21 protein-coding genes are annotated in these 23,358 nt (G+C 44.8%); 7 read left to right on the top strand and 14 right to left on the bottom strand.

Annotated elements, in window-relative coordinates:
* The first annotated feature begins 97 nt into the window (after positions 1 to 97).
* The 4 genes from AOA56_RS06485 to pepT (AOA56_RS06470) all read left to right on the top strand — a co-directional run bounded on the left by AOA56_RS06485 (position 98) and on the right by pepT (AOA56_RS06470) (position 5,241).
* A complete protein-coding gene (locus AOA56_RS06485) occupies positions 98 to 1,063 on the top strand; it encodes a dipeptidase (protein ID WP_053769215.1) in 966 nt (321 codons plus the stop codon).
* 24 nt (positions 1,064 to 1,087) lie between these two features.
* Entirely contained in the window at positions 1,088 to 2,665 is a 1,578-nt protein-coding gene (locus AOA56_RS06480; protein WP_048620695.1) for a YfcC family protein, read from the top strand.
* Positions 2,666 to 2,678: 13 nt separating this feature from the next.
* On the top strand, positions 2,679 to 3,902 hold the full coding sequence (gene pepT / locus AOA56_RS06475) for a peptidase T (protein ID WP_053769214.1): 1,224 nt from the start codon (positions 2,679 to 2,681) through the stop codon (positions 3,900 to 3,902).
* Between the two features lie 112 nt (positions 3,903 to 4,014).
* Positions 4,015 to 5,241 (top strand): peptidase T, encoded by a 1,227-nt coding sequence (gene pepT / locus AOA56_RS06470; protein WP_053769213.1) that lies wholly within the window; start codon positions 4,015 to 4,017, stop codon positions 5,239 to 5,241.
* On the opposite strand, the gene AOA56_RS06465 is transcribed toward pepT (AOA56_RS06470), so the two are convergent.
* Positions 5,216 to 5,827, bottom strand: coding sequence for a TetR/AcrR family transcriptional regulator (locus AOA56_RS06465; protein WP_024731788.1), 612 nt, complete (start codon positions 5,825 to 5,827; stop codon positions 5,216 to 5,218). The two genes, pepT (AOA56_RS06470) and AOA56_RS06465, sit on opposite strands and share 26 nt — an antisense overlap.
* Before the next feature lie 89 nt (positions 5,828 to 5,916).
* On the opposite strand from AOA56_RS06465, the gene pepV reads away from it, so the two are divergent.
* Positions 5,917 to 7,293 (top strand): dipeptidase PepV, encoded by a 1,377-nt coding sequence (gene pepV, locus AOA56_RS06460; RefSeq protein ID WP_024731787.1) that lies wholly within the window; start codon positions 5,917 to 5,919, stop codon positions 7,291 to 7,293.
* Positions 7,294 to 7,405: 112 nt separating this feature from the next.
* Here pepV and AOA56_RS06455 read toward each other — a convergent pair whose 3' ends face one another.
* The 12 genes from AOA56_RS06455 to AOA56_RS06400 form a co-directional block, all read right to left on the bottom strand.
* On the bottom strand, positions 7,406 to 7,936 hold the full coding sequence (locus tag AOA56_RS06455; protein ID WP_024731786.1) for a hypothetical protein: 531 nt from the start codon (positions 7,934 to 7,936) through the stop codon (positions 7,406 to 7,408).
* Entirely contained in the window at positions 7,927 to 8,553 is a 627-nt protein-coding gene (locus tag AOA56_RS06450) for a DnaJ domain-containing protein (protein ID WP_024731785.1), read from the bottom strand. Before AOA56_RS06450 ends, AOA56_RS06455 begins: the two co-directional genes overlap by 10 nt.
* On the bottom strand, positions 8,534 to 9,391 hold the full coding sequence (locus tag AOA56_RS06445) for a DUF5685 family protein (RefSeq protein ID WP_024731784.1): 858 nt from the start codon (positions 9,389 to 9,391) through the stop codon (positions 8,534 to 8,536). Before AOA56_RS06445 ends, AOA56_RS06450 begins: the two co-directional genes overlap by 20 nt.
* A gap of 64 nt (positions 9,392 to 9,455) precedes the next feature.
* Positions 9,456 to 10,802, bottom strand: a complete 1,347-nt coding sequence (locus tag AOA56_RS06440; protein WP_053769212.1) for a diguanylate cyclase domain-containing protein — start codon at positions 10,800 to 10,802, stop codon at positions 9,456 to 9,458.
* Positions 10,795 to 13,086 carry a bifunctional diguanylate cyclase/phosphodiesterase gene (locus AOA56_RS06435; RefSeq protein WP_082349884.1) on the bottom strand — a complete coding sequence of 764 codons (2,292 nt, stop codon included), beginning with the start codon at positions 13,084 to 13,086 and terminating at the stop codon, positions 10,795 to 10,797. Before AOA56_RS06435 ends, AOA56_RS06440 begins: the two co-directional genes overlap by 8 nt.
* Positions 13,087 to 13,227: 141 nt before the next feature.
* A complete protein-coding gene (locus AOA56_RS06430; RefSeq protein WP_024731781.1) occupies positions 13,228 to 13,587 on the bottom strand; it encodes a hypothetical protein in 360 nt (119 codons plus the stop codon).
* 68 nt (positions 13,588 to 13,655) lie between these two features.
* Positions 13,656 to 14,105, bottom strand: coding sequence for an NUDIX hydrolase (locus AOA56_RS06425; protein ID WP_053769210.1), 450 nt, complete (start codon positions 14,103 to 14,105; stop codon positions 13,656 to 13,658).
* Between the two features lie 25 nt (positions 14,106 to 14,130).
* Positions 14,131 to 14,847, bottom strand: a complete 717-nt coding sequence (locus AOA56_RS06420; protein WP_053769209.1) for a Type 1 glutamine amidotransferase-like domain-containing protein — start codon at positions 14,845 to 14,847, stop codon at positions 14,131 to 14,133.
* A gap of 149 nt (positions 14,848 to 14,996) precedes the next feature.
* Positions 14,997 to 16,865: a beta-L-arabinofuranosidase domain-containing protein gene (locus AOA56_RS06415; protein ID WP_152334137.1), complete on the bottom strand. Its 1,869-nt coding sequence runs from the start codon at positions 16,863 to 16,865 to the stop codon at positions 14,997 to 14,999.
* Between the two features lie 21 nt (positions 16,866 to 16,886).
* Positions 16,887 to 17,717, bottom strand: coding sequence for a carbohydrate ABC transporter permease (locus tag AOA56_RS06410; RefSeq protein WP_048620686.1), 831 nt, complete (start codon positions 17,715 to 17,717; stop codon positions 16,887 to 16,889).
* Positions 17,718 to 17,729: 12 nt separating this feature from the next.
* Positions 17,730 to 18,614 (bottom strand): carbohydrate ABC transporter permease, encoded by an 885-nt coding sequence (locus AOA56_RS06405; RefSeq protein WP_024731777.1) that lies wholly within the window; start codon positions 18,612 to 18,614, stop codon positions 17,730 to 17,732.
* Positions 18,615 to 18,687: 73 nt separating this feature from the next.
* Positions 18,688 to 19,962: an ABC transporter substrate-binding protein gene (locus AOA56_RS06400; protein ID WP_024731776.1), complete on the bottom strand. Its 1,275-nt coding sequence runs from the start codon at positions 19,960 to 19,962 to the stop codon at positions 18,688 to 18,690.
* Positions 19,963 to 20,158: 196 nt separating this feature from the next.
* Here AOA56_RS06400 and AOA56_RS06395 point away from each other — a divergent pair, with 196 nt between their 5' ends.
* Complete coding sequence (locus tag AOA56_RS06395) at positions 20,159 to 21,049, top strand: helix-turn-helix domain-containing protein (protein ID WP_024731775.1); 891 nt, start codon at positions 20,159 to 20,161, stop codon at positions 21,047 to 21,049.
* 137 nt (positions 21,050 to 21,186) lie between these two features.
* Positions 21,187 to 21,828: a PepSY domain-containing protein gene (locus tag AOA56_RS06390; RefSeq protein WP_053769207.1), complete on the top strand. Its 642-nt coding sequence runs from the start codon at positions 21,187 to 21,189 to the stop codon at positions 21,826 to 21,828.
* 158 nt (positions 21,829 to 21,986) lie between these two features.
* Here the strand turns inward: AOA56_RS06390 and AOA56_RS06385 are convergent, their stop codons facing one another.
* Entirely contained in the window at positions 21,987 to 23,348 is a 1,362-nt protein-coding gene (locus AOA56_RS06385; RefSeq protein WP_053769206.1) for an MATE family efflux transporter, read from the bottom strand.
* Positions 23,349 to 23,358: the final 10 nt, after the last annotated feature.

Genomic DNA, 23,358 nt, shown 5'->3' with positions numbered 1-23,358 from the left:
TATAAAATACTTGTTACAAGATAGCTGAACATGTTCACCGAATACATTCAATAAACTTGTTCAGTTCTCTGAAATACTTCATACAAAGGAGGGACGCATGAACCTTATTGACTTTCATTGCGACACATTGATGCGTTTATATGATATCGCCCAGCATCCGGATTCCAATGAATCACTCTGGCAAAACAACGGTCAAATCGATGTGTCCAGATTATTAAAATCAGGTTATGCCGCACAGTTTTTCGCATGTTTTTTATGGCTGGAGGGATCGTGTGTAAAAGACAGTTTCTACGAAGATGCCCTTGCCATGGCGGATATTCTGCACCATGAAATCAAACGCCATCCTGAGCACATTGCTTTTGCGGGAAATTTCAAAGACTATCAGGAAAATCGGAAGCGCCACCTGCTCTCTGCATTTTTGACCGTCGAAGAAGGGGGAATTCTGGATGGCAATCTCATGCGGTTAGATGCTCTATACGAAAAGGGAATTCGTATTCTGACACTGACCTGGAATTATGAAAACTGCATTGGTTATCCCAATATCATTCCCAAGTACCGGCAAAAGGGACTGAAGCCATTTGGTCTGGACGTCGTTTCCAGAATGGAAGAACTAGGTATGATCATCGATGTCTCCCATCTGTCCGATGGAGGATTTGAAGATGTCTTTAGCCACAGCAAACGCCCATTTATTGCCTCACACTCTAATGCACGTGAAATCCTGAACCATCCAAGAAATCTTACGGATGAAATGATCCGGAAAATTGCGGAGAAAGGCGGCGTTATTGGTCTGAATTTCGGAGGAGAATTTTTGCAGAAAACCGGGCGCAGTACTGTCGAAGCCATGCTTCCACATATTCGTCACATACAAAATGTTGGCGGGCATGAGGTTCTGGCGATTGGAACCGATTTTGACGGTGTGGAAGAAGACATGGAAATCCGGGGCTGCCAAGACATGCCCTACTTGATCCAGGCTCTGGAAAGGCACGGACTTAGCGCTTCTGAAATTGGGGGAATTTGTTATGAAAATGCGGAGAAATTCTTAAAACGCTACTGGGAAAACTAACAAGAAAAAGGAAGGGAAGAAAAAATGTCTGAAAAGAAAAAGAAAAAACAACTGTCTTTACCGCCTGCACTCATCATTCTTTTTATTGTGTTGGCTTTTATCGTTGTACTGACCTGGTTTGTTCCAGTGTCCACTGTTACTGTCAATGACGCCGGCGAACAGGTCGTGCATTACAACACCATGACCGGAGAAAATGGGGAACTGATTAAAAATGCCGGAACTCAGCCGGCCGGAATCTGGGATCTGTTTCTCGCCCCAATCAAAGGCTTCCAGTCAGGAGCCGACGTCAATTTTTCCATTTTGATTTCCGGTGCGTTTCTGGCAATCATCAATGCAACGGGGGCGATTGACGCAGGAATCGGCGCACTGCTGAAAAAATTGAGCGGAAAAAAATTGATCGCTATCTTGATGTTTATCTTTGCCATGATGGGAACCGTATACGGATCCTGTGAAGAGCTCCCTGCATACGCTCTCGTGTTGATTCCTCTCTGTGTGACTGCCGGATATGATGTTGTAACCGGAATCATGGTTCTTTTCGGCGGCGCCGCCATCGGAAATATGGCTTCTGTCGTCAATCCGTATGCTACCGGCGCAGCCGTGGCTGCCATCGGTAATTCCGATCTCTCCCTTGGAACCGGTATTGTCATGCGTATGGTTTTGTTTATCGTCATGTATATTGTCGGAACACTCATGGTAATCCGGTATGCGGAAACTGTCAAAAAGAATAAAGAACGCTCTGTCATCGCAGGTTGTACCGGAATTAAAGACCTTCGCTCCGGCAAGGAGGAGAGTGGGGCTCTTCCCTTGAACAGACGGCGCGTGATTTCTCTTATCATCTTCGGTCTTATGGTTCTTATTATTGTTTTAGGCTATATTCCGTGGAGTTCTATCCAACTCTCCGATGGTAAAACTATGTACGATGTCGTGAATTATCCTGCCATGTGGATGATGGATCATGTCCCGGCTCTTGGAAATTTCCTTGGTGCGGACAAGTTTACTTATCTGGGAGACTGGTACTTTGATGAATTTTCTATTGTATTTTTGATTGGTTCGGTACTGGTAGCTCTTGTCAATCGAATGACATTAAAAGACTTTGTAGATAACTTCATACAGGGATGCTGTGATCTGTGTTCCCTTACCATTATTGTCGCCGTCTCCCGTGGTGTGTCCGAAATCATGGGATCCAGTACAGAAGGTATGGGAATCACATTTGTATACTGGATTCAGAGCGCGCTTCAAGATGTTCCGGTCTGGGCATTTATTGTGGCTGCCGTTATTGCTTACATTCTGGTCGGACTTCTTCCTCTTGGAACAAGCTCCGCTTCCGGTATTACCATGCCGGTACTTGGCGCTGTAGCAATGGCTTTGTTTGCGGGTTCTTCGATCGGTACCGAGGCCGGACAGATGCTCCTTGTTTCTGCCTTTACGGTAGGATTTAATTTCTGGTTTGTTGTCTATCCAAATGCTCCGCTGATGGGTACTCTGGAACTGACAAATGTACCATATGAACGTTTTTTGAAACTTTCCATTAAGTTTTCCACCGTATTACTACTTGTAGGAACTGTTGTAATGATTGTATCTCCATATTTGGGACTGGTATAAAGGAGGAATTTCCATGAAACCTATTGTAGAACGTTTTTTCCGCTATGTCGGGATTGATACACAATCCACCTGGGAAGCCGAAACTGTTCCGGCCTCCTCCAATGAATTTGTCCTTGGCCAGATGCTTGTAGATGAATTAAAGGCTCTTGGAATTGAGAATGCCTGGATGGATGATAAATCCTATGTATTTGCCAAAATTCCTTCCAACCAGGATCACCCGGTTCCGCCGGTTGCTTTTTTCGCTCATCTGGATACGGCGCCTGACGAAAGCGGAGCCAATGTAAATCCGAGAATTATAGAAAACTGGGACGGTACAGACATTGTTTTAAATGAGGACAAACAGATCATTCTCAGCAAAGAAGAATTCCCTTCTCTCCAAAACAGCATCGGAAAAGACCTGATTGTAACTGACGGCAATTCCCTTCTTGGCGCGGATGACAAAGCAGGAGTAGCCGAAATCATGGATGCGGCAGAGTATCTCTGCACCCATCCAGAGTTCCCTCATGGGGACGTCCTGATCTGTTTTACCCCGGACGAAGAAATCGGAAACAGTACAGAGTATATTCCCATCGAGAATATACCTGCCAAATACGGTTATACGATGGACGGCGGCGAGTTAGGTGAGATCAACTTTGAGACATTCAATGCCGCGACTGCTATCGTCACAATCCATGGCACCGCAATCCATCCGGGTGAAGCAAGAGGAAAAATGAAAAATGCGATCCTTCTCGCCAATGATTTTATCAATCATCTTCCATGGAGAGAGAGTCCGGTAAATACGGATGGATACGAAGGCTTTTATCATGTCACCGATATCAATGGCACTGTGGATCGTGCCCAGTTGACGATCGCTCTGCGCGATTTCACGGATGAGGGATATGCACGCCGAAAACAACGGGTACAGGAAATTGCGGACCACCTCAATCAGTATTATGGTGAAAACACGTTCTGTGTAGAAGTAGATGACTATTATTTTAATATGGGAAAAGAAGTGGAAAAATATCCGGAAGTAAAAGACTATGCGCTCAAAGCGATGGAAATGGCAGAAGTCACACCGGTCATTCTTCCGATCCGCGGCGGTACGGATGGTTCCAGTATTTCCTTTATGGGAATTCCATGCCCGAATATTTTCATGGGATCCGCCAACTCCCACTCCATCTATGAATACTGTACCATTCAGTCAATGGAGAAGGCTTCCGAGATCATCCGCAATATTATCTGGCTGTTTGCGAGGTAGCAGAAAATACCACGGCTGTTTCTTTTCTCATTATTGTTGAAATCTATATTTAGTGATATGATGATAGAAACAATAAATGCAAACCGAAATGTATACAGAAGGGAAGATGACTATGAAGCCAATAATCAGCCGTTTTTTCAGGTACATATCCATCGACACACAGGGGGACGATCAGGCATCCTGCTGTCCAAGTAATGAAAATCAGCGTCTTCTGGCTGATCTCTTGTGCGAGGAGCTAAAAGAATTCGGAGTGACCGATGTCCGGGTAGATGAAAATAGTTTCTTATACGCAAAAATTTCATCCAATCTGGACACTCCCGTGCCTTCTGTGGCTTTTCTGGCACACCTTGACACGAATCCCTGGGTCATCGGCGAACATATCCACCCGCGGATTGTCAGAGAGTATGATGGCGGTGACATTATCCTGAATCAACGTAAGAATCTGGTTTTAAGTCCTTCCAGATATCCGGAACTCCTCTCCCATGTAGGGGAAGATCTCATCGTAACAGACGGTACTACTCTGCTTGGCGCGGACGGAAAAGCGGGTATCACAGAAATCATGGAAGCGGTCCGTTACGTGACGGAGCACCCGGAGCTGAAACACGGTGACCTTTATATTGTATTCACTCCTGATGAAGAGTTAGGATACAGTACAGATTATATCAATTTGAAAGAGATCCCTGCCGATTTCGGATTCACAGTCGAAGGAGGAGGGCTTGGTGAAATCAATATTGAGAACTTTAATGCGGCTACCGCAACAGTAACGATTCATGGACATGGGATTCATCCTGGCGTGGCCAGAAATACGATGAAAAACGCGGTTCTTTTGGCACATAAGTTTATCTCCTGTTTCCCGGAGAGCGAGATGCCGGAAAACACGGACTCCTATGAGGGATATTATCATGTCAGTGATATCCGTGGAGACGTATCCCAATGTATTATGACATACCATATCCGTGATTTCAGTGCGGCCCGATATGAAGAACGCAAAAAACTTCTTGCCAAAACTGCCTCATATCTGAATCTTCACTATGGCGCAGGTACTTTTGAAGTACAGATTGATGATTACTATCTGAATATGAAGAGAAAAATTGACGACCATCCGGAAATTTTGGAAACCGCGAAAAGAGCCGTTACGATGGCCGGAATTACGCCAAAGCTGGTTCCCGTGCGGGGAGGAACAGATGGGGCTGTCATTTCCTTTGCCGGTTTCCCTTGTCCGAATATCTTCTCCGGGGAACAAAATGGCTTCAGCGTATTTGAATATATCTCTGCCCAGACAATGGAAAAAGCGGTGGAAGTCATTATCAATATTATCCGGTTATGTAAAGATTTGTAAGGAACTGCCTTAAATCTTCCAAACATTCTTCTCTCGTTTCGGAAAAAGAGATGTCCTCCGTGACCAGCCAGTGAAAGAGATAGCCCTGAATTTTTACAGCTATCGACTTTGCAAGCTGGTCCGGACCCGCTGTTCCACCAATGCTCTTTTCTTTCAAAAACAAACCTGACGCCTCCCAAAGCAGTTGGAAAAACGGCTGTCCTTCGGAAAGCAGCATGTCTTTCTTCTGTGACAGCGTAATTCGATAGATCTCACTTAAAAGCTCTTTCTCGAAAGAGACCTCCAGTTGTTCCCAAAAAGCTTTCACTAAAAATAATAGCATTTTCTCCGGTGTATCATTGTTCTGGATCGCCGCACTGTCCTGAAGCTTCTGGTTTACCTTGGAATATAAATCCAGAAGGATGTCATCTTTGGAGAGAAAATAAAGATAAAAGGTACCAACGGAAATTTCCGCATTTTGGCAGATTTCACGAATCGTTATTTTACTGTATCCTTTTTTCCGGATCAGGAAAATTGTCGTATCAAATATTTTTTTCTTCGTCAAAACTGCCTGTTCTTTTCTCGTAATATAGTGCTTTTCCTTCAAATGTACACCCCCTTCTGAATCTTTCTAGTTTTTATTTTAATATAGTCGAAAAAAAGTGTAAAGTAATTTTAAATGTAAAGGAGTATCCTATGAATTTCAAACAATCTATTCAAGCTGAAAAAGAAAACATCATCAAAAGTATCTGCCAACTTGTCTCCATTCCAAGTACAGAAGGACGCCCTGCTTGCGGAATGCCTTTCGGAGAAGGTCCCGCCAAAGCACTTCAATATGTGCTGGATCTGGGAAGAAACATGGGATTTCATGTTGAAAATTTCGACAATTACGCTGGACACATTGAATTTGGTGAAGGTGAAAAGACATTGGGAATCCTCTGTCATGCTGATGTTGTTCCATGCGGAGAAGGCTGGATCTGCGATCCTTATGTTCCTGAAATCATTGACGGTATCCTCTACGGAAGAGGCGTGCTGGATGACAAGGGTCCTCTCATTGTCTGTCTCTATGCTATGAAAATCTTGAAAGATTTACAGATCCCTCTGGGCAAAAAAGTCCGGCTGATCGTAGGAACGAATGAGGAAACCAACTGGGGATGTATGGATTACTATTTTAACCAAAAACACGTACCATTCCCGGATCTCGCCTTCACTCCCGACGCTGAGTTTCCGCTGAAATACGCAGAAAAAGGCGTCTTACAATATGAACTTACCATGCCGCTTACCGGGGAAATCTCTTTTTCCGGAGGCAATGCCGTCAATTCCGTACCGGAAACAGCTACTGTACTCCTGCCATCTTCCTGCCTTTCTGATTTGCTCGCAAATCAGTCTGCTCTTGAAAAAGAGTACGGCTGCAAACTTGATATGCTGGCATCTGAGGACGGGATTCATCTCACTGTTTCAGGAACAGCGGCACATGCTGCCCGTCCGGAAATGGGAATCAATGCAATCACTGGTGCCATGGCTGCGGTTGATTCTCTGCACCTCCAGGGTGATCTTGGAGCAGCGGCTGATTTTTATATGAAATATATTGGAAAAGATCTCTCCGGGCAACACATCGGAGCAGGATTTTCAGACAATGAATCCGGTTCCCTGACCTTTAATGTCGGAAAAGTGACTGTGAGAGATCACAGACTGATTCTTTCCATTGATAATCGTGTTCCTGTTACATACTCCTGCCATGATGTCACACTAGCTGTCCAGAAAACGATTGCAAAGACCCCGTTTTCTCTGGAACACGAGTATGCTACAGATTCTATCCTGATTCCACGTGACAGTTTTCTTGTCACGACTCTGATGGATGTTTACAAAAGGATCACCGGAGATATAAACGCCAAGCCGGAAGTAGACGGGGGATGTACCTACGCACGGACAATGCCAAACTGCGTCGCTTTTGGAGCACTTCTTCCTGGTCAGCCGAACACTATGCACGAAAAGAATGAGGGGCTTCATGTCCGTCTGATTGATACCTGGATGGAACTCTATCTGGAAGCCATCTACCAGCTTGCAAAGTAAAATTTGCACCGGTTTATGATAAATCCACAAATATAAAAACAGCCAGCCGCACCGGCGTCCTGCCCTTGGTTCGGCTGGCTGTTCTATTTTCCAGTTCTTCTATATTCAGCTTTTAAAACATCCTTCCCCGGATCTTTGTCCAGACATGTGACTGGACATACTCGTATGCCCGGTCATAGAGAAACAGGGCAATCTGCCCTGCAAGCCAGATCCCTGCTGTCATAGCGAAAGACAGTTTCTTTCCTCCGAGAAGAATCTCATCAAAAAGCACCAGCATCGGAATGTACATAACGTTAAACACAACGTACTTAACCGCCCAAAAAAGGGACTGGCGCTGAGTGCTGGCAGATCGCCCCAGAAATCTCCATGCCTCCTCGATTATCACGATATAGAGTCCCATCGCCGCAAAAGAGAAGACATAAAACTTGTTTGGAGCAATCAAAAATCCCAGCAGGACGTCCGCTACATAAAAAGCCGCGCCCGCTTTCATCCCGAATTCCCGGATGACAATCCCCACGAAAAATGAAGCTGCTGCCAGAAGAAACAGTGTGTTCGTCTCGATGACGCTTCCAAGCGACATACATACGACCGAAAGCGCCAGAAAGAGTCCGCAAAATGCCATCATCTTTCCTTTTACATGCATGAACAAAGATCTCCTCCCATACATTCACATAAGCTGTCCGCAAGCCACAGATCACAACACATATTTCCGGTACCACAGGAAGAATTTCCTCCATAACCGCCTCCATATGGATTGTTCTGATATCTTCTGCTGTTCCAGTCAAGCTGATTTAATAATTGGCGGTACTGCACATTATTCGGCTCCATATTCACTGCCTGGGCGGCATGTTCTCTTGCCACTACCAGATTGCCAATCCCGGCATTCGCTGCTCCGCTCGCATAGTACCACATCGCTGTCCGGTTCGGCATCCGGTCGAGCAGATTCAATGCCTCCCGGTAACGTCTGCTGTTGATATAATTAAAAACCGCCTGCATCTCCACGTCAGTGCTCCCTCCACCGTAGGAAGAACCTCCACCATAAGAATAGCCGCCGGAACTTCCTCCGGATGCACGTTCTTTCATAATTTCATCGTATGCTTCCTGCACTTCTTTGAACTTCTCTTCTGCAAGATCTGCCAATGGATTATTCACATTGGCGTCAGGATGATATTTTCTCGTCAGTTCTCTATATGCTTTTTTTACTTCTTCGTCAGATGCATTCTGGGGAACACCCAGAACATCATACGGATTTTTCGACATTCTCCTGTTCCTTTCTTTCCTTCTTTTTCATCTGAATCAGCTTATAACGATTCCACACTCCATCATACAGGATATTTCGTAAAATGTCTACATCCAAAAGACACGGGAGCTTCTCAAATTCTGCACTGCACTCCGCAATCATCATACAGAGAATCCTTTTGATCCTCTCCTCATAGTCCGGTTTCTCCGACAGAGGAATGAGCGGATTGTAACAATGTTTCTTTTTATCTTCCTCTAAATCATCATACGCATCCATCAAATAGATGAACTTGCCGAGAAAAAATCCGATTTTTCGCAGTGTCTTTTCCCACACATCCTTTCGATAGACAAAAAGCTCCTCCATCATCCGGCCAAAATATCCGGAAATCCGGTCCAGGTCAGTACAATTCTCCTTTTCACATTTACGGATCGCCCGCAGTGTTTTTTGGATGATCCGACTTTGGCGCGGATATTCCTCAATAATAAAACAGGCTTTCCTTTTCAAAACACCCTTTCCAAAGAACGCCGCTGCCTTTTTCTCATCTGCCCAGTCGTCTTCCAGATGATAATACGCCAGCAGAAGATTCATGTCCGCCGCATATTCAGTCATTTCATTTCGCCTCATTGTCTGCTTCTTCACCGGATGCACCTTACACCTGTGCTGCTCTATTCTGCTCTCACATTCATAAAGTGAGGTCAGAAGTAGAATTGCAAAGGTCATGTCATAGGTAAGTGTCATCTGCCCGGAAAAACCGTATTTCTCTTTCAGCGTCTGGCACAGACCGCAGTAATAGGACCGATATTTTCGGAAGTCCTTGATTTTCAGTTCTGGTTCACATACTGTCACATATCCAAACATCACACCACTCCTGTCACATATTCTGTCCGCCCCTCTACCAGGCCTTTCCTCCAGTTCATTTTCTTTATTCTGTCTTCATCTCCACAATCTTGAACTGTCCTTTGCAATTATGCTTCACTTTATATAATACCTGATCCGCTCTTTTATAAAGCTCAAGGAAAGATGTTGTGCGATTATATTTTACGCCGCCAAAAGACAGGGAGGACCGGCTCAGTGGATACTCCTGCTCAATCTTCCTCAGATACCTCTCACTGATCTTCTGAATCTTCTGCTCAATAGCCGCGACACTGCTACAAGGGTAAATGAACACGACGAATTCATCCCCGCCGATCCGGATCACCACATCGTCCCGCCGGAAGAACTGCCTCAGCGAGTCCGCTATATACCTCAACACTTCATCTCCCTCGTGATGCCCGTAAATATCATTAACCGCTTTGAAGTTGTCAATATCCATCATCAGGAAAATATATGGATTCCCGTTTCCGAACCGCTGTGTCACCATGACCTCACCTCCCCTGCGGTTATAAAGTCCGGTGAGCGGGTCGGTTACGGACTCCATGAACAGATGATTCTTAATGCGGACATTTTCCGAAATATCCACAATCAAATTGATGACCGCCTTCTTTTCTCCCTGAATGTCAATGATGCGCCCCCTGTCGTACACCCAAAGGAAATTCCCGTCTTTTTTCAGCATCCGGTACTCGACTTCAAACTCTTTTCCTTCCCTGCACTGCCGTTTCACAGCAGCCATCACTTCTTCCAGGTCCTCTTTCCAGATGCGGTTCAGTACATTGCCCCCCGTTTTTTTCATAAACTCTTCGTATGTATATCCAAGCAGCTCCAGAAGCTTGTCACTCACCAGATAGATCGGATACCCCTCTTCCATGTAGGCTCCGATCAGCCCATTCGGCATCACATCGCAGATCATGTCCCAGATCTCCCTTTTCGAAATCTGATCCAGCTTTCCCCTCGGCTCCGATAGAATGTGGAACGGAAAGCGCTCCTCTTTCTGGATATAGCCTCTGTGTAAAACAGAAATTCTGTAAACACCGTTCTCCCGCAGTACAACAGCAGTCAATTTCGCCATGTAACGTTCTTTCCTGTCCGGAAGAATCAGATGGATCTTACAGGAACAGTCCCACGTATTCTCTCCTCGCGCTTTTTCCCTGTAATCGGAAATCTCATATAACGTCCTGTTCGGTATATGGCGGAGCTTTTCCCTGAAAGAGCGCTCAAAATTCTGCCTGTCAGCTATGGATTCTGCCGTTCCCACGAAAAAGACGTCTTCTGTCAGTAATTCTGCCGCCCGTTTCACGTCCCGCCTGCTCAACGCATATTCATAAAATTGAATCAACGTCTGTAGAACCGGACTTCTGTCTGAGGTCATTCTTGCACTTTCTTTTTCATTCATTAGCCGCACTCCCTCTTTTTATTTTCATATACTTTTCATCAAATTCCACCGTACTTACCGGCCTGCTGTAGTAGAATCCCTGTCCATAGTCGCATCCCAGACGCCGGATCAATGCCTCGTTCTGTTCTGTTTCCACGCCTTCTGCCACAGTCGAAATCTGAAGCCGCTTAGCCAAATCCACTACCTGTGCCATAATAATCTCCTGCCTCTTTCCCTCTTCTCCCGTGATCGCAGACAAGAACACCCGATCCATTTTCAACTCATCAATATGAATCCTTCCAAGTGTATTAAAAGACGAGTATCCACTTCCAAAATCATCCATGGAAATACGGAATCCTTTTTCTTTCAGCAGATCGATTTTACGATTCAATTCTTCCATATTTCCTACCGCAAGCCCCTCCAGAATTTCCAGTGTAATAAGCTCGCTCTTAATATGATACTTTTCCAAAATTCCACAGAGATTTTCGATATAATCCTCCTCATAAAAAAGGAGCTTTGACTGGTTCACTGATATCGGGATCGGCTCTATCCCGTCATCTGTCCATTTCCGTATCTGACGACAGACTTGTTCTACCATATACATATCCAGACGGGCGCAGAACCCATTGCTCTCAAACAGCGGAATAAACTGATTAGGATAAATCATTTTCCCCTCTTCCGTAAACCATCTGACAAGCGCCTCCGCTCCTCCAATCCGCCCGGTTCTTACATCAAACTTCGGCTGCAGGAACATCCGAAACTCCTTATCCCGCAGCGCCTGATACATATGACTCTCAATATAATTCTGCAAAATTTCCTGTTCATGTAATTCCACATCGTACACCCACACGTTGTTCCGGTCCGACCCTTTCGCGGTCTGGAGGGCAAACATTGCGTGCGTCATCATCATTTCCGCGGAACTGTCGTCCCTCCGAACCGCAACACCGCAATAAAGACGAATCTGATAATTATGATGCTGCCCCAGTGAAAAGGCGCTGATCTCCTTCATCATCATGTATATTCTTTTTTTGATTACTTCTTCGTCCTGTTCCAAAAGCATGATCCAGAAAAAATCTCCCGTATCCCGGCAAAAATACTCTCCCGGCCGGATGTTCCTCTCCAGAACCTGCCTGATATAACATAAAAGCATGTCCGCCTGTGCTCTTCCGAAAATTTCGTTAATAAACTTAAACTGATGGATATTCAGTACTCCGACGCTATACTCGCCGGACTCCTGCGTCACTGTTGTCATTTCCTGTATGAAGCGCGCCGCATTATACGCCCCGGTAAGGGGATCGTAATAGGCAAGTCGGATCAGATGTTTGTTATTCTTCCGTAGCATCGTGTAAACATAAAAAATAAGAAAACTATTCATCACCAGTAAAGTAATAAACACAACCCTCGTCACCTGAAGCATCTGATAAACCGGAGCATTGAGACCATGCATCGTATCTACACAAAACAGATACCATCCATTCATTCCCACCGGTTCCAGATAAATCTTGTACGTCGTCCCATCGTATACGAACTCACTGAACACACCTTTGTCCGCATCCATAGCTGTTTTGATTTTCTTCTGTTCCTTTTCGGTAATATAGTCTCCTTCAAAAATGTTGCTTACCTTTTTGTCAACAAGATTTTCTCCCGTTCTAATCAAAAACTTCCCTTCCTTGCCGATCATATGGATATGGCCATGGCCATTCATTGTTGTCTTATCATCCAGGATTTCCTGAAACGCACTGACTCCGTCGGTTGCGCAAAGCGCTCCGACGATCTCGTCTCCATCATAAACGGGCACTGCATAGCCAAACACCTGCTTCTTCATCGAATCGTCATAGTACATTTTGGAGACTCCACTTTCTCCCTGCCATGCCTGTTCGATCACTTCCTGAAAATTTGTTTCCAGATTTTCCACCCGAAGATCTCTTTCGATGTTCTGATTGGCAGTCACACGAATCCCCTCTCCGTTCCGTGTGAAATACCCCATCCGAATAAAGCTGTTATGATTATTGGATTCATAGAGACCTTTGGCAAAAGCCTCCGCGTCGATTTTATCGATCGTGTTGCTGAATTTAAAAAAGCTCGCCAGTGTCTGCAGCGTCTGTAAATCCGAATTCACTTTCCTGAGCACACCCGCCTGATATTCCTCAGCCTCCGACATCATCTGACTTGTCATTGTTCTCTTTTGTACTCTACCCAACGATGCGTTAAGAAGACCGCTTCCAACAAGCAAAATAACGCCGATACCAATCATTACAGCCGTTATTTTTCTCAACTTTCTTATTAATTGTTTTTCACTCATCATCGATCTCCCCTTAATACGTCTTTATCATAAAATAGCATGGTGACAGTGTCAAGAATCGTCGAAGAAAAATATCTCCGGCCAACTCTCAGAAGGCCGGAGAATCATCATCCCTGATAATATCATGTTTCTTTATGATTTCATTTATACCAGAAGCTCATCTTTTTTTGAAAGAATTGCTTCTACAGCCGCACATGCAGGGCAGTCACAGTATGGCTTTCCCTGGGCAACAAGCTCCTTTCCATGAGCTGCAACTTCTTTTGCCTTTTCTACACCAAATACCTGAGCACCTGCCTCAGACTCCGCAAATGCAACAAGCCCATCTGCCGTCACAATGTCCTCCTCCAGCTCAGCGATATAGTTCTTCGTTTCCTTGGCTTCATGCTCTGTTCCGACAGCGTCAAGCCATGCCTGAGCCGCGTCTTTTGCCTCCTGGCTGCATGATGGAGCGGCAATCAGTTCTTTCGTCTTTTCTACTACATAATTTAATGTTTCCTGAGTCATACGGTACACACCCTTTCTTTGAATTTTTCTTCCATTATTGTAACACAATTCTTCCGATACGTCACAATCTATTTTGACGGGATTTCCAGATTCTCCCTCCTTTGCATCTCCCGAATCAGTCTTGGCTGAATCTCCGGATACGTCCAGTCCTGTGGTAACTCTTCTGTAATCAAAATTTTCTCGATCTCACTGTGGAGCTCCGTTTCAAATTCCCTTACTTCCGCCGTGTAGAGCATCCCCATCGTTTCTTCTTCCTCTTTCCCATTGTCATATGCAGCCGCCACCGAGTATACGCAGACCGGAAAAAGATCAAAATCTGTCGCCCCGGTTTCCTCGTAGAGCTCTCTCCTTGCCGTCTCGTCGATTGTCTCTCCCGCTTCCCGGTGTCCGCCAGGAACTTCATACGTCTCCCGCTCCCGGTGCTTACAGAAAACCCATTTCCCATCATGCTTTGTAATGATTACTGCAAACTTCAGGCGACTGTCATCCGCCTTTTCATAAAATCTAACTTTAATCAAAATTCATGTTCCTCTTATTTTGTTTCTAGTTTCTCTTCCATGTGATTGACATTTTCGGGTGCAATTCCTGCCGATTTCCATTCTCAAATAGATAATACGGGCTGTCCCCAATGATCTCGATAGCTAAACCGTTCAGAAAAAGTGTATCCTCCTCGGGCAATGCAATCACAGGACCACGGGTTTCAGAAAAATGGAGTAATGCTTTTGTATATTCTACTGTTCTTGCTTCGTTCTCTTTCTCCGACAAACAGGAACTCTTATTCATGTAATGGGCGAACAAAGACATCCCGTTCAATACATCAAATCCTTTTGTATCCATGAGCCCAACCTCATTTTTGTCCATACTTGCACAACTGTCAATATCATATCCAAAAAGAATCGCCCCGGCACTCCCCCCGAATACAATTCCATCATTTTCAATATACGCTTTGATTTTCCCAAAACATCCACTCGTTTTCAAATCTCTCAGCAATTTGTATGTATTTCCGCCACCAATAAATATGGCGCTGTATTTTTCCAATTCTTTTTTGAAAAGTTCCTCTACGCTTCTCACCATTTCAATCGCCGGCACACGTACCTCTCTCAACTCACCTTGGATCCATTTCTGACAACTTTCATAATTACCCTCCATGGCAAGCGGGATGTAAAGAAGCGGCTTCGTGTGATCCACAATTTGATCCAGCCGCTGATTCGCCATTCGCGTCTGCTCGCCGTCTCCGCCGCCGCATAAGAAAATCCGCATAATAACTCCTCCTTTCACAATTTCATTATATCATCTTTTCGTCCCAAAAGAAATGATCCTTTCTTCCCAAATATCTTTATTATGATTTTATAAATACTTTTACAGTAAAAATCCTCCGGATTGGTTTCCGGAGGACTCATTTTCCTGTCTTATTCATAATATGGAAATTGTGAAATGCGTAAATGGGTACAACCGAATGGGATCAGCGTGATCTCCTCTTCTGGTTCTTCTGTACGCACCGGACTGGTCGGAATGGTTCCCGTATTGCCCCCATACGCTTTCCATTCTTTGACTTTTCTGGCTTTTACTTTCAATACAACCGGGGGATGGTTTTTCTGGAACGGGATTCTCCCCATCATCTGTTCCAATACTTTGACTTCTCCCTCTTTCGCAAGAGCGTAGTTCCATGGTGTGTCCGATGTCACCTCATAGTCTGTGACTCCTCCACATTCCCGGAATCCTTTCCAATTTTCCTGCATATTCAAGGCAAAGACAAGAGGCCCTCTCTCGATAGCAATGCTGTCTCGATACCAGGCCGACCATCTGATTTGAGCCTCCCAAGCTACTGTCACCACATCCCCTGTCTGGAACTGTCTTTCCAGAATCAGAAAGCCGTCTTGTGTCCGCACGGCCTCTTCTTCGCCATTGATCGTAACATGAAATCGTCCACACCACCCCGGAATCCGTATTTTCCACTTTATCGGCACATTCCCTGCTTTGTGAATAAGATATTCTACTTGAAGTCCCGCCGGATAGTCCGTTTTTGTTTCTATTTCAATCATTTCCTCGCCCTCGCCTGTACACAGCCGGCTAGGTGCAAACACCATAGAAACAAGCGTATCCCCTTCTTTGTACCAGAGACTTTGCACAAGCTTCGGCCAAGCCTGATGCATATTCGCCGTACAGCATCCGAAGTTGGGCTCCAGGCCGTATGTATTGGAGTCTTTTTCATTATTAAACCAAGGACGTTCCTCGTTTGTTGCCCGAATCTGATTGGCCTGCTGGAGATACTGATGTCCCGTATAATCTTCCGAAAACATAGCCGGATACGCATTGTAGGCCAGCCGTTCCAGTAAGTCCCCATATTTCGGATCTCCAAAAATCTCCAGACTCATTTCCAAACTGAACATATACTCCGCAATCGAGCAAAGCTCCGCTCCACGGGCCGGATCATTCCCTGCCAGATGCTCATCCCCATTGACAGCACCTGTAACAACGCCATGAAACCGGGTCAGATCCTGGATCGCCTTTTCTAATATTTCTTCTCCGCCCTGATCCCGGAAATAAGTCACCAGTGCCGGATACTTCAAGGCCATCGTCACATTGACAATATGTGTCTGGTGGAACTGCATCAGATCCATCAGAAGATCCTTAGAGAAAAACTCCATCTTCTTCCAATTATAATAGCACTCCGTCGGTCTCACAAATGGAAGATTTGAGAAAAAATCATTCCAGTCCTCTCCCTGGTCGATTACCAGACTTGCCAGATCTCTCAGATACGGCTGAGGATCTCTTTCATAGAGCCATTTTATCGAGACCAGAAGATCTGCAGCTCTTGCTTTCCCCCAGCCTTCCAAAGGCCGATTTGGAAGCTGCTTTCGTTGATAATGAAAATACCGGTGCATAAAAACAAGAATCTCCGGTTTCTCCGTGATTTCATAATACTGAATCAAGGCCTTCAGCATTACCATTCTGGACCACCAGTCTTCCTTACTTGCCCTGGGTCCAAAGTTTCCTTCTTCATCCTGGCTCTGTAACGTCCAGTTTATAAACTTCTCTGCGGTCTTTCTTAGTTTTTCGTCATCCAGATACCAGGAAAGCGGGATAATTCCATCCAAAAAATACGGCGCCCGCTCCCAGTTTTCACCTGTTCCTCCAAGCCATCCACTATAGCTTCCCAGACTGTCCCACATATCATGCAATTTCCCAGAAAGGCCTCCTGCCTGAATTTTTAGTTGCTCCTTTAACCAGCCCAGGGGCATCACTTCCCTGATCCCCATCATCTGCATTTTTTTCATACCTGCGTTTCCCTCCATTGTCTATTTGATTGCTCCGCCGAGCATCCCTTTGATAAAGTACTTCTGTAAAAATACGAACAACACCATAATGGGCGCCAGACCAATCAGGGAACCGGCTGTCAGAAGTCCCCATTCCGTTCCATACTGTCCGATGGCCATATTCGTCAATCCTACATTAAATGTCTTAATCGCTTCATTATTTGCAAATACAACCGCAATCAGGTAATCATTCCACGTCGTATAGGCGGAATAGATGAAAATCGTTGCGATCGATGACCAGGTCGTTGGCATCATGACTCTCCAGAATACCGTCATCTCCCCTGCCCCATCAATTTTCGCCGCGTCCCGCAGCCCATCCGGGATCATATCAAATGCGTTTTTCATCATATATACCGCAAACGGGGTCTGAAACGTGGCATAAATCAGGATCATGGAAAGCCTCGTATTGGTCAAATGCAGGTTTGCCATAATGGAATAAAGCGGAATCATCAGGGTTTGAAATGGTATCATCAACGCCGCAATAATTAGTAACATCCAAATGCGCCCTCCTGCTACTTTCAGTTTGGAAAATGCATATCCTGCCAACAGACTGACAATGGCTACAACAATCATAGTCACCACGGTCGTCACAATGGAATTTTTCAGATAAGTCAAAAATACGCCGTCATTCCTCATGAGAATTTCCTGAAAATTCCCCCAACTGATTCTTTCCGGAAACAGGCTTGGTGGCTGCTCATAAATCTCATTTTTATCTTTTAATGCTGTTATAAACGTCCAGTAAAGCGGCATTAACATAATCAATGCCAGGATCGAATTGGTGATGAATTTTGCCGTTCGATGTTTTCTTTTCATGCCGCACCTCCTCTATTCTGTCGGATCTTTCAAAAGTCTCATCTGAGCAAAACTCAGCGCCAACATGATCATCAGCAGCACAATCGTCATGGCAGATCCATATCCAAAATTATAATATTTAAACGATGTATTATAAATATAATGTACCAGCGTCGTAGTTGTCTCCGTCGGTCCACCTTTTGTCATAATCAGAAATTGTTCAAAGGCCAGTACCGATCCTATTACAGACATGATCAGCGCAAGCCCCACCTGGGGACGGATAATCGGTAATGTAATATGAAAAAACTGTCTGGCTTTGGATGCGCCATCAATCGCGGCGGACTCATAAACCTCTGTGTCCACAGACTGAAAGGCTGCCAGAATAATGAGCATCGAAAATCCTGCCATCTTCCACGTAATCATAAATACGATCGCCGGAAGTGAAGTCTTTTCTGATCCCATCCACAGAATTGCTTCATCAATGATATGAAGCTTCTGAAGAATATAATTCAAAATTCCATACAGATCGTTATAAATCCAAAGCCAGATTAGACTACAGGACGTCATAGAAATGACGACCGGTGAAAAATAGATGGTCCGAAACAGCGTCACACCCTTAAACTTCCCATCAATCAGAAGAGCAAGAATAAACGCCATGAGAAACAGTGCCGGTGTGACAAACAGTGTATACTTCATTGTAAAGAGTAACGACGTCCGGAACTGATCGTCCGCCAACAGTGTCTGATAGTTTCCCAGTCCCACAAATGTTTTTTCACCGAGCAGCGGCCATTCAAAAAACGACATGGCAAGCGACTGTAAAAACGGAAGACAGAAAAATATAAGGTTCATCACAATCACCGGGCAGATGAAGAGAAACGGAATCACGGATCTGTGCAGTTTCCCTTTTTTGTTTTTCATGTTGCACCTCCTTGTTTTATTCAGGAAAGAGTGCCTTTCCGGACAATTCTGCTTCCCAGGCACTCTTTTTGCACTAATTCATAATATCATCGATTTCCTTTGCCGCATTATGAAAGGCGTCCTTGGCCGTTGCCTTTCCCATCAGACAGCTTTGTGTTGCATTAACAAGCGGCTGGTTCATCTCATTATATTTTTCTGATTTGGAAGCTCTCGATACTTCCAGCGCCTGTTTCAGCACATCATAATACTCAGCCTTTTCATTGAAGTATTCATTGTCAAACAAATCTGTTCTTGCCGGAAGCAGACCGTTCTTTGCAAACAGCTCTACCTGCACTTCTTCACTCAGTACATATTCCACAAAGTCCCATGCCTCTTCCTTATGTTTAGACTGATCCATAATAGCGATCAAATCGCCGCCTCCAAAAGAGGAGTATTCTCCGTCGTCTGATCTCGGAATCAGTGATACTCCAAAGTCAAAGTCCGGATACTCTGTCAGGAAAGTATAAAGCTGAGAATTTCCAAGGATTGTCATACTTGCCTTACCGCTTAAGAAAGCATCCTGGGATTCCGACCAGGAATAGGTCGTCACGCCCTCCGGAGTCACATGGTACTCATTCGTCAGATCATTATAAAGTTCAAGAGCTTCTACGGCCTCCGGCTGATTGAGAAGACAGGTTTTCCCATCTTCACTCAACAAATCTCCTCCATTACTCCAGATAAACGGAACAAACGTAAACATCTGCTCACCGCCGCCCGCGTAAGTGTACCCATAATGTCCGTCCCTCGTCAGCTTCTGTGCGTAATCAACCAGCTCTGTCCAGGTTTCTGGTCCTTTGGACGGGTCCAGTCCGGCTGCCTTAAAATGTTCTTTGTTGTAAAACATAACGGAAACATCCGGCGCAAACGGAATCGCATACTGCTTACCGTCACTTTGTCCAAGCTCTACCATTCCTTCACTGAACGCATCTTTAAAATCCAGTGCCTCAAACTCTTCCGATACATCTGACAGCGCGGAAATGGAATTGTAATATGGCGCCAGAATATCATCCAGAGATACAATATCCGGTACTTCTCCGGAGGAGATCGCAAGGGTAAGCTGGTCCGTCAGTTCCGAATCCGGATAAACCACGGCGTTTACTTGCACTTCATCCTGCTGCTTATTATACTGTTCAACCGCTGCTGTCACCGGTGCTTCCATCTGCTCTCTGATCCAGATTGTAACTTCGGTCTTTCCATCCTCTTTTTTGCCGGAATCCGAACTGCCGCTATTTCCCGAACATGCTGCCAAGCCGGCACAAAGCCCAATACTCAGTGCAATAGAAATAAGTCTGTTTCTTCGTTTTTTCATAATCTTTCCTCCTTCTCTTCATTTGTCGCTTTGTTGTCAATATTTAGCTAAATATCTCTTCTATATTCAGATTATAGGTTGCGCACATGAGAAATTCAATGTATACTATTAACATGTTTCTATGATAAATTTAGCATAAATTTATTTATATAATATAATATTTTTAACATTCTCTTTTTCAGAAAGGAGTCCTTCTATGATCTATATGCATTTTGAAAGCCCTCCCACTCCTCACTTTATTTCTGCGGGAGAAGCACTATATAGACGGGGAGACAGACACAAAAAACGATCTTCTATCGGAGTATTTGATATGCTGTTTGTTGTTTCCGGCCGTCTCTATCTTATGGAAGAAAATCAACATTATATAATAGACGAAAATCAACTCCTTATTTTGTCCCCGGACAAAATTCATCAAGGATATAAATTGTGTGATTCTGAGACGAAATTCTACTGGCTGCATATGGGTTGCGCAGGCTCCTACTATGAATCCGAACACCTTCATCCTGCTAAAAAGATTGTCAATAAATCATTATTCCGCGATACGATGTTTTATATTACTCTTCCTAAATACATACAGCTTACCGAGGAAAAAGGGAAACTTCTAAGAAGTTTTATTGAACCGCTTCTGATGTTTTCGATTAATAAATACAGTAATGCTACCGAAAAATTCCGAACCCGGCTCAACCCGCTTCAACAACAGCAACACTTTCTGAATATCCTGAATCTGCTTAACACCGATTCTAAATTCAGTAACGCGCCTGACGACCTGGCGGCCGAAATTATGCAGTATATGCAAAATCATTATCACACTAGCTTTACTATGCAGGATCTGGCTCGAAAATTTAATTTCCATCCAGTTCACATGATCCGGTGTATGAAAAATTCATATCATGTCACGCCGATCCAGGCTCTGACGACGATCCGGCTGGAAAAAGGCAAGGAGCTGCTCCTGACGACTGCGATGAGCGTCCAGGATATTAGCGAAGCAGTCGGCTTTTCCTCCTGCTCCTATTTTATAAAACAGTTTAAGGCGGCTTATCACACAACGCCCAGCCAGTTCCGCCAGGAAATACAATCGCATTTCTAAAAATACAAATAGAGCAGACAGAAAAATAAAAAAATTTTTAATTCTTTCATCTTTCTTTAATCTTGGGACACTATACTGATATCAACAACAAAAAAGAACCCGAAACGATCGGGAAGAGATAGAAAGGAGATTTTATTATGAAAAAAAGATTGATTGTTACTACAACTCTTACCCTCGCGCTCCTCGGACTCGCTGCAGGATGCGGCGGGAGCGATATCGGTGAAGCCAAGGCAAAAGAAATCGCCCTCCAAGACGCGGGCGTGTCTGAATCCGATATTTCCAGATTTCAGTCCTCCAAAGACCGGGACGATGGAAGAACATTATACGAAATCCAGTTTGCATCTGACAATACGGAATATGAATACGAGATCAACGCAAAAGACGGAGAGATTCTTAATTACAGCACGGAAAATCTAAACAACAATGGAAACAGCAACGCCGCGGCCAACGGCACTGATGCGGGTCAGACGCAAAATAATACCCAGAGTAATGCACAGAACAACACGCAGAGTAATGCACAGAACAACACACAGAATAGCGGGCAGAACAATAGTGGAACTACCCAGAATGTAAATGTTCAGATTTCCGAAGCAGACGCAAAAGCAGCCGCTTTAGAGCGTGTTCCGGGTGCTACAGAACAGGATCTTAGAATGGAATTAGACCGTGACGATGGAAAGTATATCTATGAAGGAGATATTATTTACCAGCAGAAAGAATACGAATTCGAGATTGATGCCAATACCGGGAACTTCCTCAAATGGAGCGAAGAACGGGCATAATCCGAATCTGAGGAGAGACTGATCTCCCCAGCACAACAATCAGAAAACGGCTGTTGTACTCTGGTTCCAGGGCCAGTCACAACAGCCGTCTTTTTTGTGCCTTTCATTTGTCCTTTTACCGGCCGCTAGAAAAGCTTCGTACTCCTACGAATTCCATGTTACACGATAGCCTGATGTTTCCATTTTCCGCTTTTCAGCCGGAGAAGGAAACAGACGGCGCGGGCGATCCAGTCTACGATCATGGCTACCCAGACGCCGAATACCCTCATTCCCATATAGCGCCCCAGAATATAACTGAAGACGATACGGAAAATCCACATAGAGGCCACCGATATAATCATACACATCCTTGCGTCTCCTGCCGCCCGGAACATGGCCGGCGTCGTAAAGGACAACGGCCAGATTAAAATGCTGCATACCGCATAGAATGTTACAATCTGTGTTGTCGTAGCCGCCGTGACTTCTGAGAGATGGTATGCTTTCAAAATCCAAGGGAGAACAAGCACAACGATTCCGTTTGTTACAAGCATACTAAGGTATGTAATCCCCATCAGCTTTTTTGTGTAATATTTGACCTGCTCATAATCCCCCGCACCCACACAACGGGCAATCACCGTCGTCACACCAAGAGCGATCGCCATTCCTGGGAGCACCTGAAATGAAGCAATCGTATTGGAAACCGCATTCGCCGCAATAGCAAAAGTTCCAAAGGTAGACACAAGACTTAGGACGATGATCTTTCCGAGCTGAAACATACTGTTTTCCAGGCCATTTGGAATTCCGATTTTCAAAATACTTTTAATCATCTTCCAGTCGAAACGATAAGAAAGCGAACGCTCCATGGATACCACCTGATCCGGACGCATTAAGAGCATTACAATCAAAATCGCCGCTGTCATTCTGGATATGAGAGTCGGAATTGCCACGCCTTCTGTCCCCCGGTGAAAACCATAAATCAGCACTGCATTTCCAGTCACATTGATGACATTCATAATCATGGATACCCGCATAGATACTTCCGAATTTCCCATTGTCCGAAAGATCGCAGCTCCGCCATTGTACAGGGCAATGAATGGGATTGATGCCGCCACAATCATCAGGTAAATATCCGCATGGCGCATAACATCCTCCTCGATCTTGCCAAACACCCCATGAAGAATCCATGATTTACACAGATAAATCAAAATCGTGATAACTACCGCACAGATCGTAATAAACCAGATCAACTGCGTCGCCGCCTGACTTGCTTTCTTTCTCTGCTTCTGTCCCAGATACTGTCCCGCCACAACAGCACCACCTGTTGCCAGTGCCGCAAACACATTAATTAACAGCACCATGATGTTATCTACCAGAGACACACCAGAAACAGCGGCTTCCCCGACACTTGCTACCATAATGCTGTCCGCCATTCCGACCAGCACCGACAGAAGCTGCTCGATCACCAAAGGGATCAAAAGCGCCGTCAGATCCCGGTTACTAAACAAATAACCAGATCTGTCCACCTTCTCTTTTCCTCTCATTTGTAATCCC

The sequence above is a fragment of the Sellimonas intestinalis genome, from assembly GCF_001280875.1.
Lineage (GTDB): Bacteria > Bacillota > Clostridia > Lachnospirales > Lachnospiraceae > Sellimonas > Sellimonas intestinalis.
Note: the sequence above shows the minus strand (reverse complement) of the source record. Positions and strands in the feature narration are given on the sequence as shown.

Coding starts and splice junctions, on each gene's coding strand:
- AOA56_RS06485 (WP_053769215.1), top strand. CDS start 98: ATGAACCTTATTGACTTTCATTGCGACACATTGATGCGTTTATATGAT.
- AOA56_RS06480 (WP_048620695.1), top strand. CDS start 1,088: ATGTCTGAAAAGAAAAAGAAAAAACAACTGTCTTTACCGCCTGCACTC.
- pepT (WP_053769214.1), top strand. CDS start 2,679: ATGAAACCTATTGTAGAACGTTTTTTCCGCTATGTCGGGATTGATACA.
- pepT (WP_053769213.1), top strand. CDS start 4,015: ATGAAGCCAATAATCAGCCGTTTTTTCAGGTACATATCCATCGACACA.
- pepV (WP_024731787.1), top strand. CDS start 5,917: ATGAATTTCAAACAATCTATTCAAGCTGAAAAAGAAAACATCATCAAA.
- AOA56_RS06455 (WP_024731786.1), bottom strand. CDS start 7,936: ATGCATGTAAAAGGAAAGATGATGGCATTTTGCGGACTCTTTCTGGCG.
- AOA56_RS06450 (WP_024731785.1), bottom strand. CDS start 8,553: ATGTCGAAAAATCCGTATGATGTTCTGGGTGTTCCCCAGAATGCATCT.
- AOA56_RS06445 (WP_024731784.1), bottom strand. CDS start 9,391: ATGTTTGGATATGTGACAGTATGTGAACCAGAACTGAAAATCAAGGAC.
- AOA56_RS06440 (WP_053769212.1), bottom strand. CDS start 10,802: ATGAATGAAAAAGAAAGTGCAAGAATGACCTCAGACAGAAGTCCGGTT.
- AOA56_RS06435 (WP_082349884.1), bottom strand. CDS start 13,086: ATGATGAGTGAAAAACAATTAATAAGAAAGTTGAGAAAAATAACGGCT.
- AOA56_RS06430 (WP_024731781.1), bottom strand. CDS start 13,587: ATGACTCAGGAAACATTAAATTATGTAGTAGAAAAGACGAAAGAACTG.
- AOA56_RS06420 (WP_053769209.1), bottom strand. CDS start 14,847: ATGCGGATTTTCTTATGCGGCGGCGGAGACGGCGAGCAGACGCGAATG.
- AOA56_RS06415 (WP_152334137.1), bottom strand. CDS start 16,865: ATGAAAAAAATGCAGATGATGGGGATCAGGGAAGTGATGCCCCTGGGC.
- AOA56_RS06410 (WP_048620686.1), bottom strand. CDS start 17,717: ATGAAAAGAAAACATCGAACGGCAAAATTCATCACCAATTCGATCCTG.
- AOA56_RS06405 (WP_024731777.1), bottom strand. CDS start 18,614: ATGAAAAACAAAAAAGGGAAACTGCACAGATCCGTGATTCCGTTTCTC.
- AOA56_RS06400 (WP_024731776.1), bottom strand. CDS start 19,962: ATGAAAAAACGAAGAAACAGACTTATTTCTATTGCACTGAGTATTGGG.
- AOA56_RS06395 (WP_024731775.1), top strand. CDS start 20,159: ATGATCTATATGCATTTTGAAAGCCCTCCCACTCCTCACTTTATTTCT.
- AOA56_RS06390 (WP_053769207.1), top strand. CDS start 21,187: ATGAAAAAAAGATTGATTGTTACTACAACTCTTACCCTCGCGCTCCTC.
- AOA56_RS06385 (WP_053769206.1), bottom strand. CDS start 23,348: ATGAGAGGAAAAGAGAAGGTGGACAGATCTGGTTATTTGTTTAGTAAC.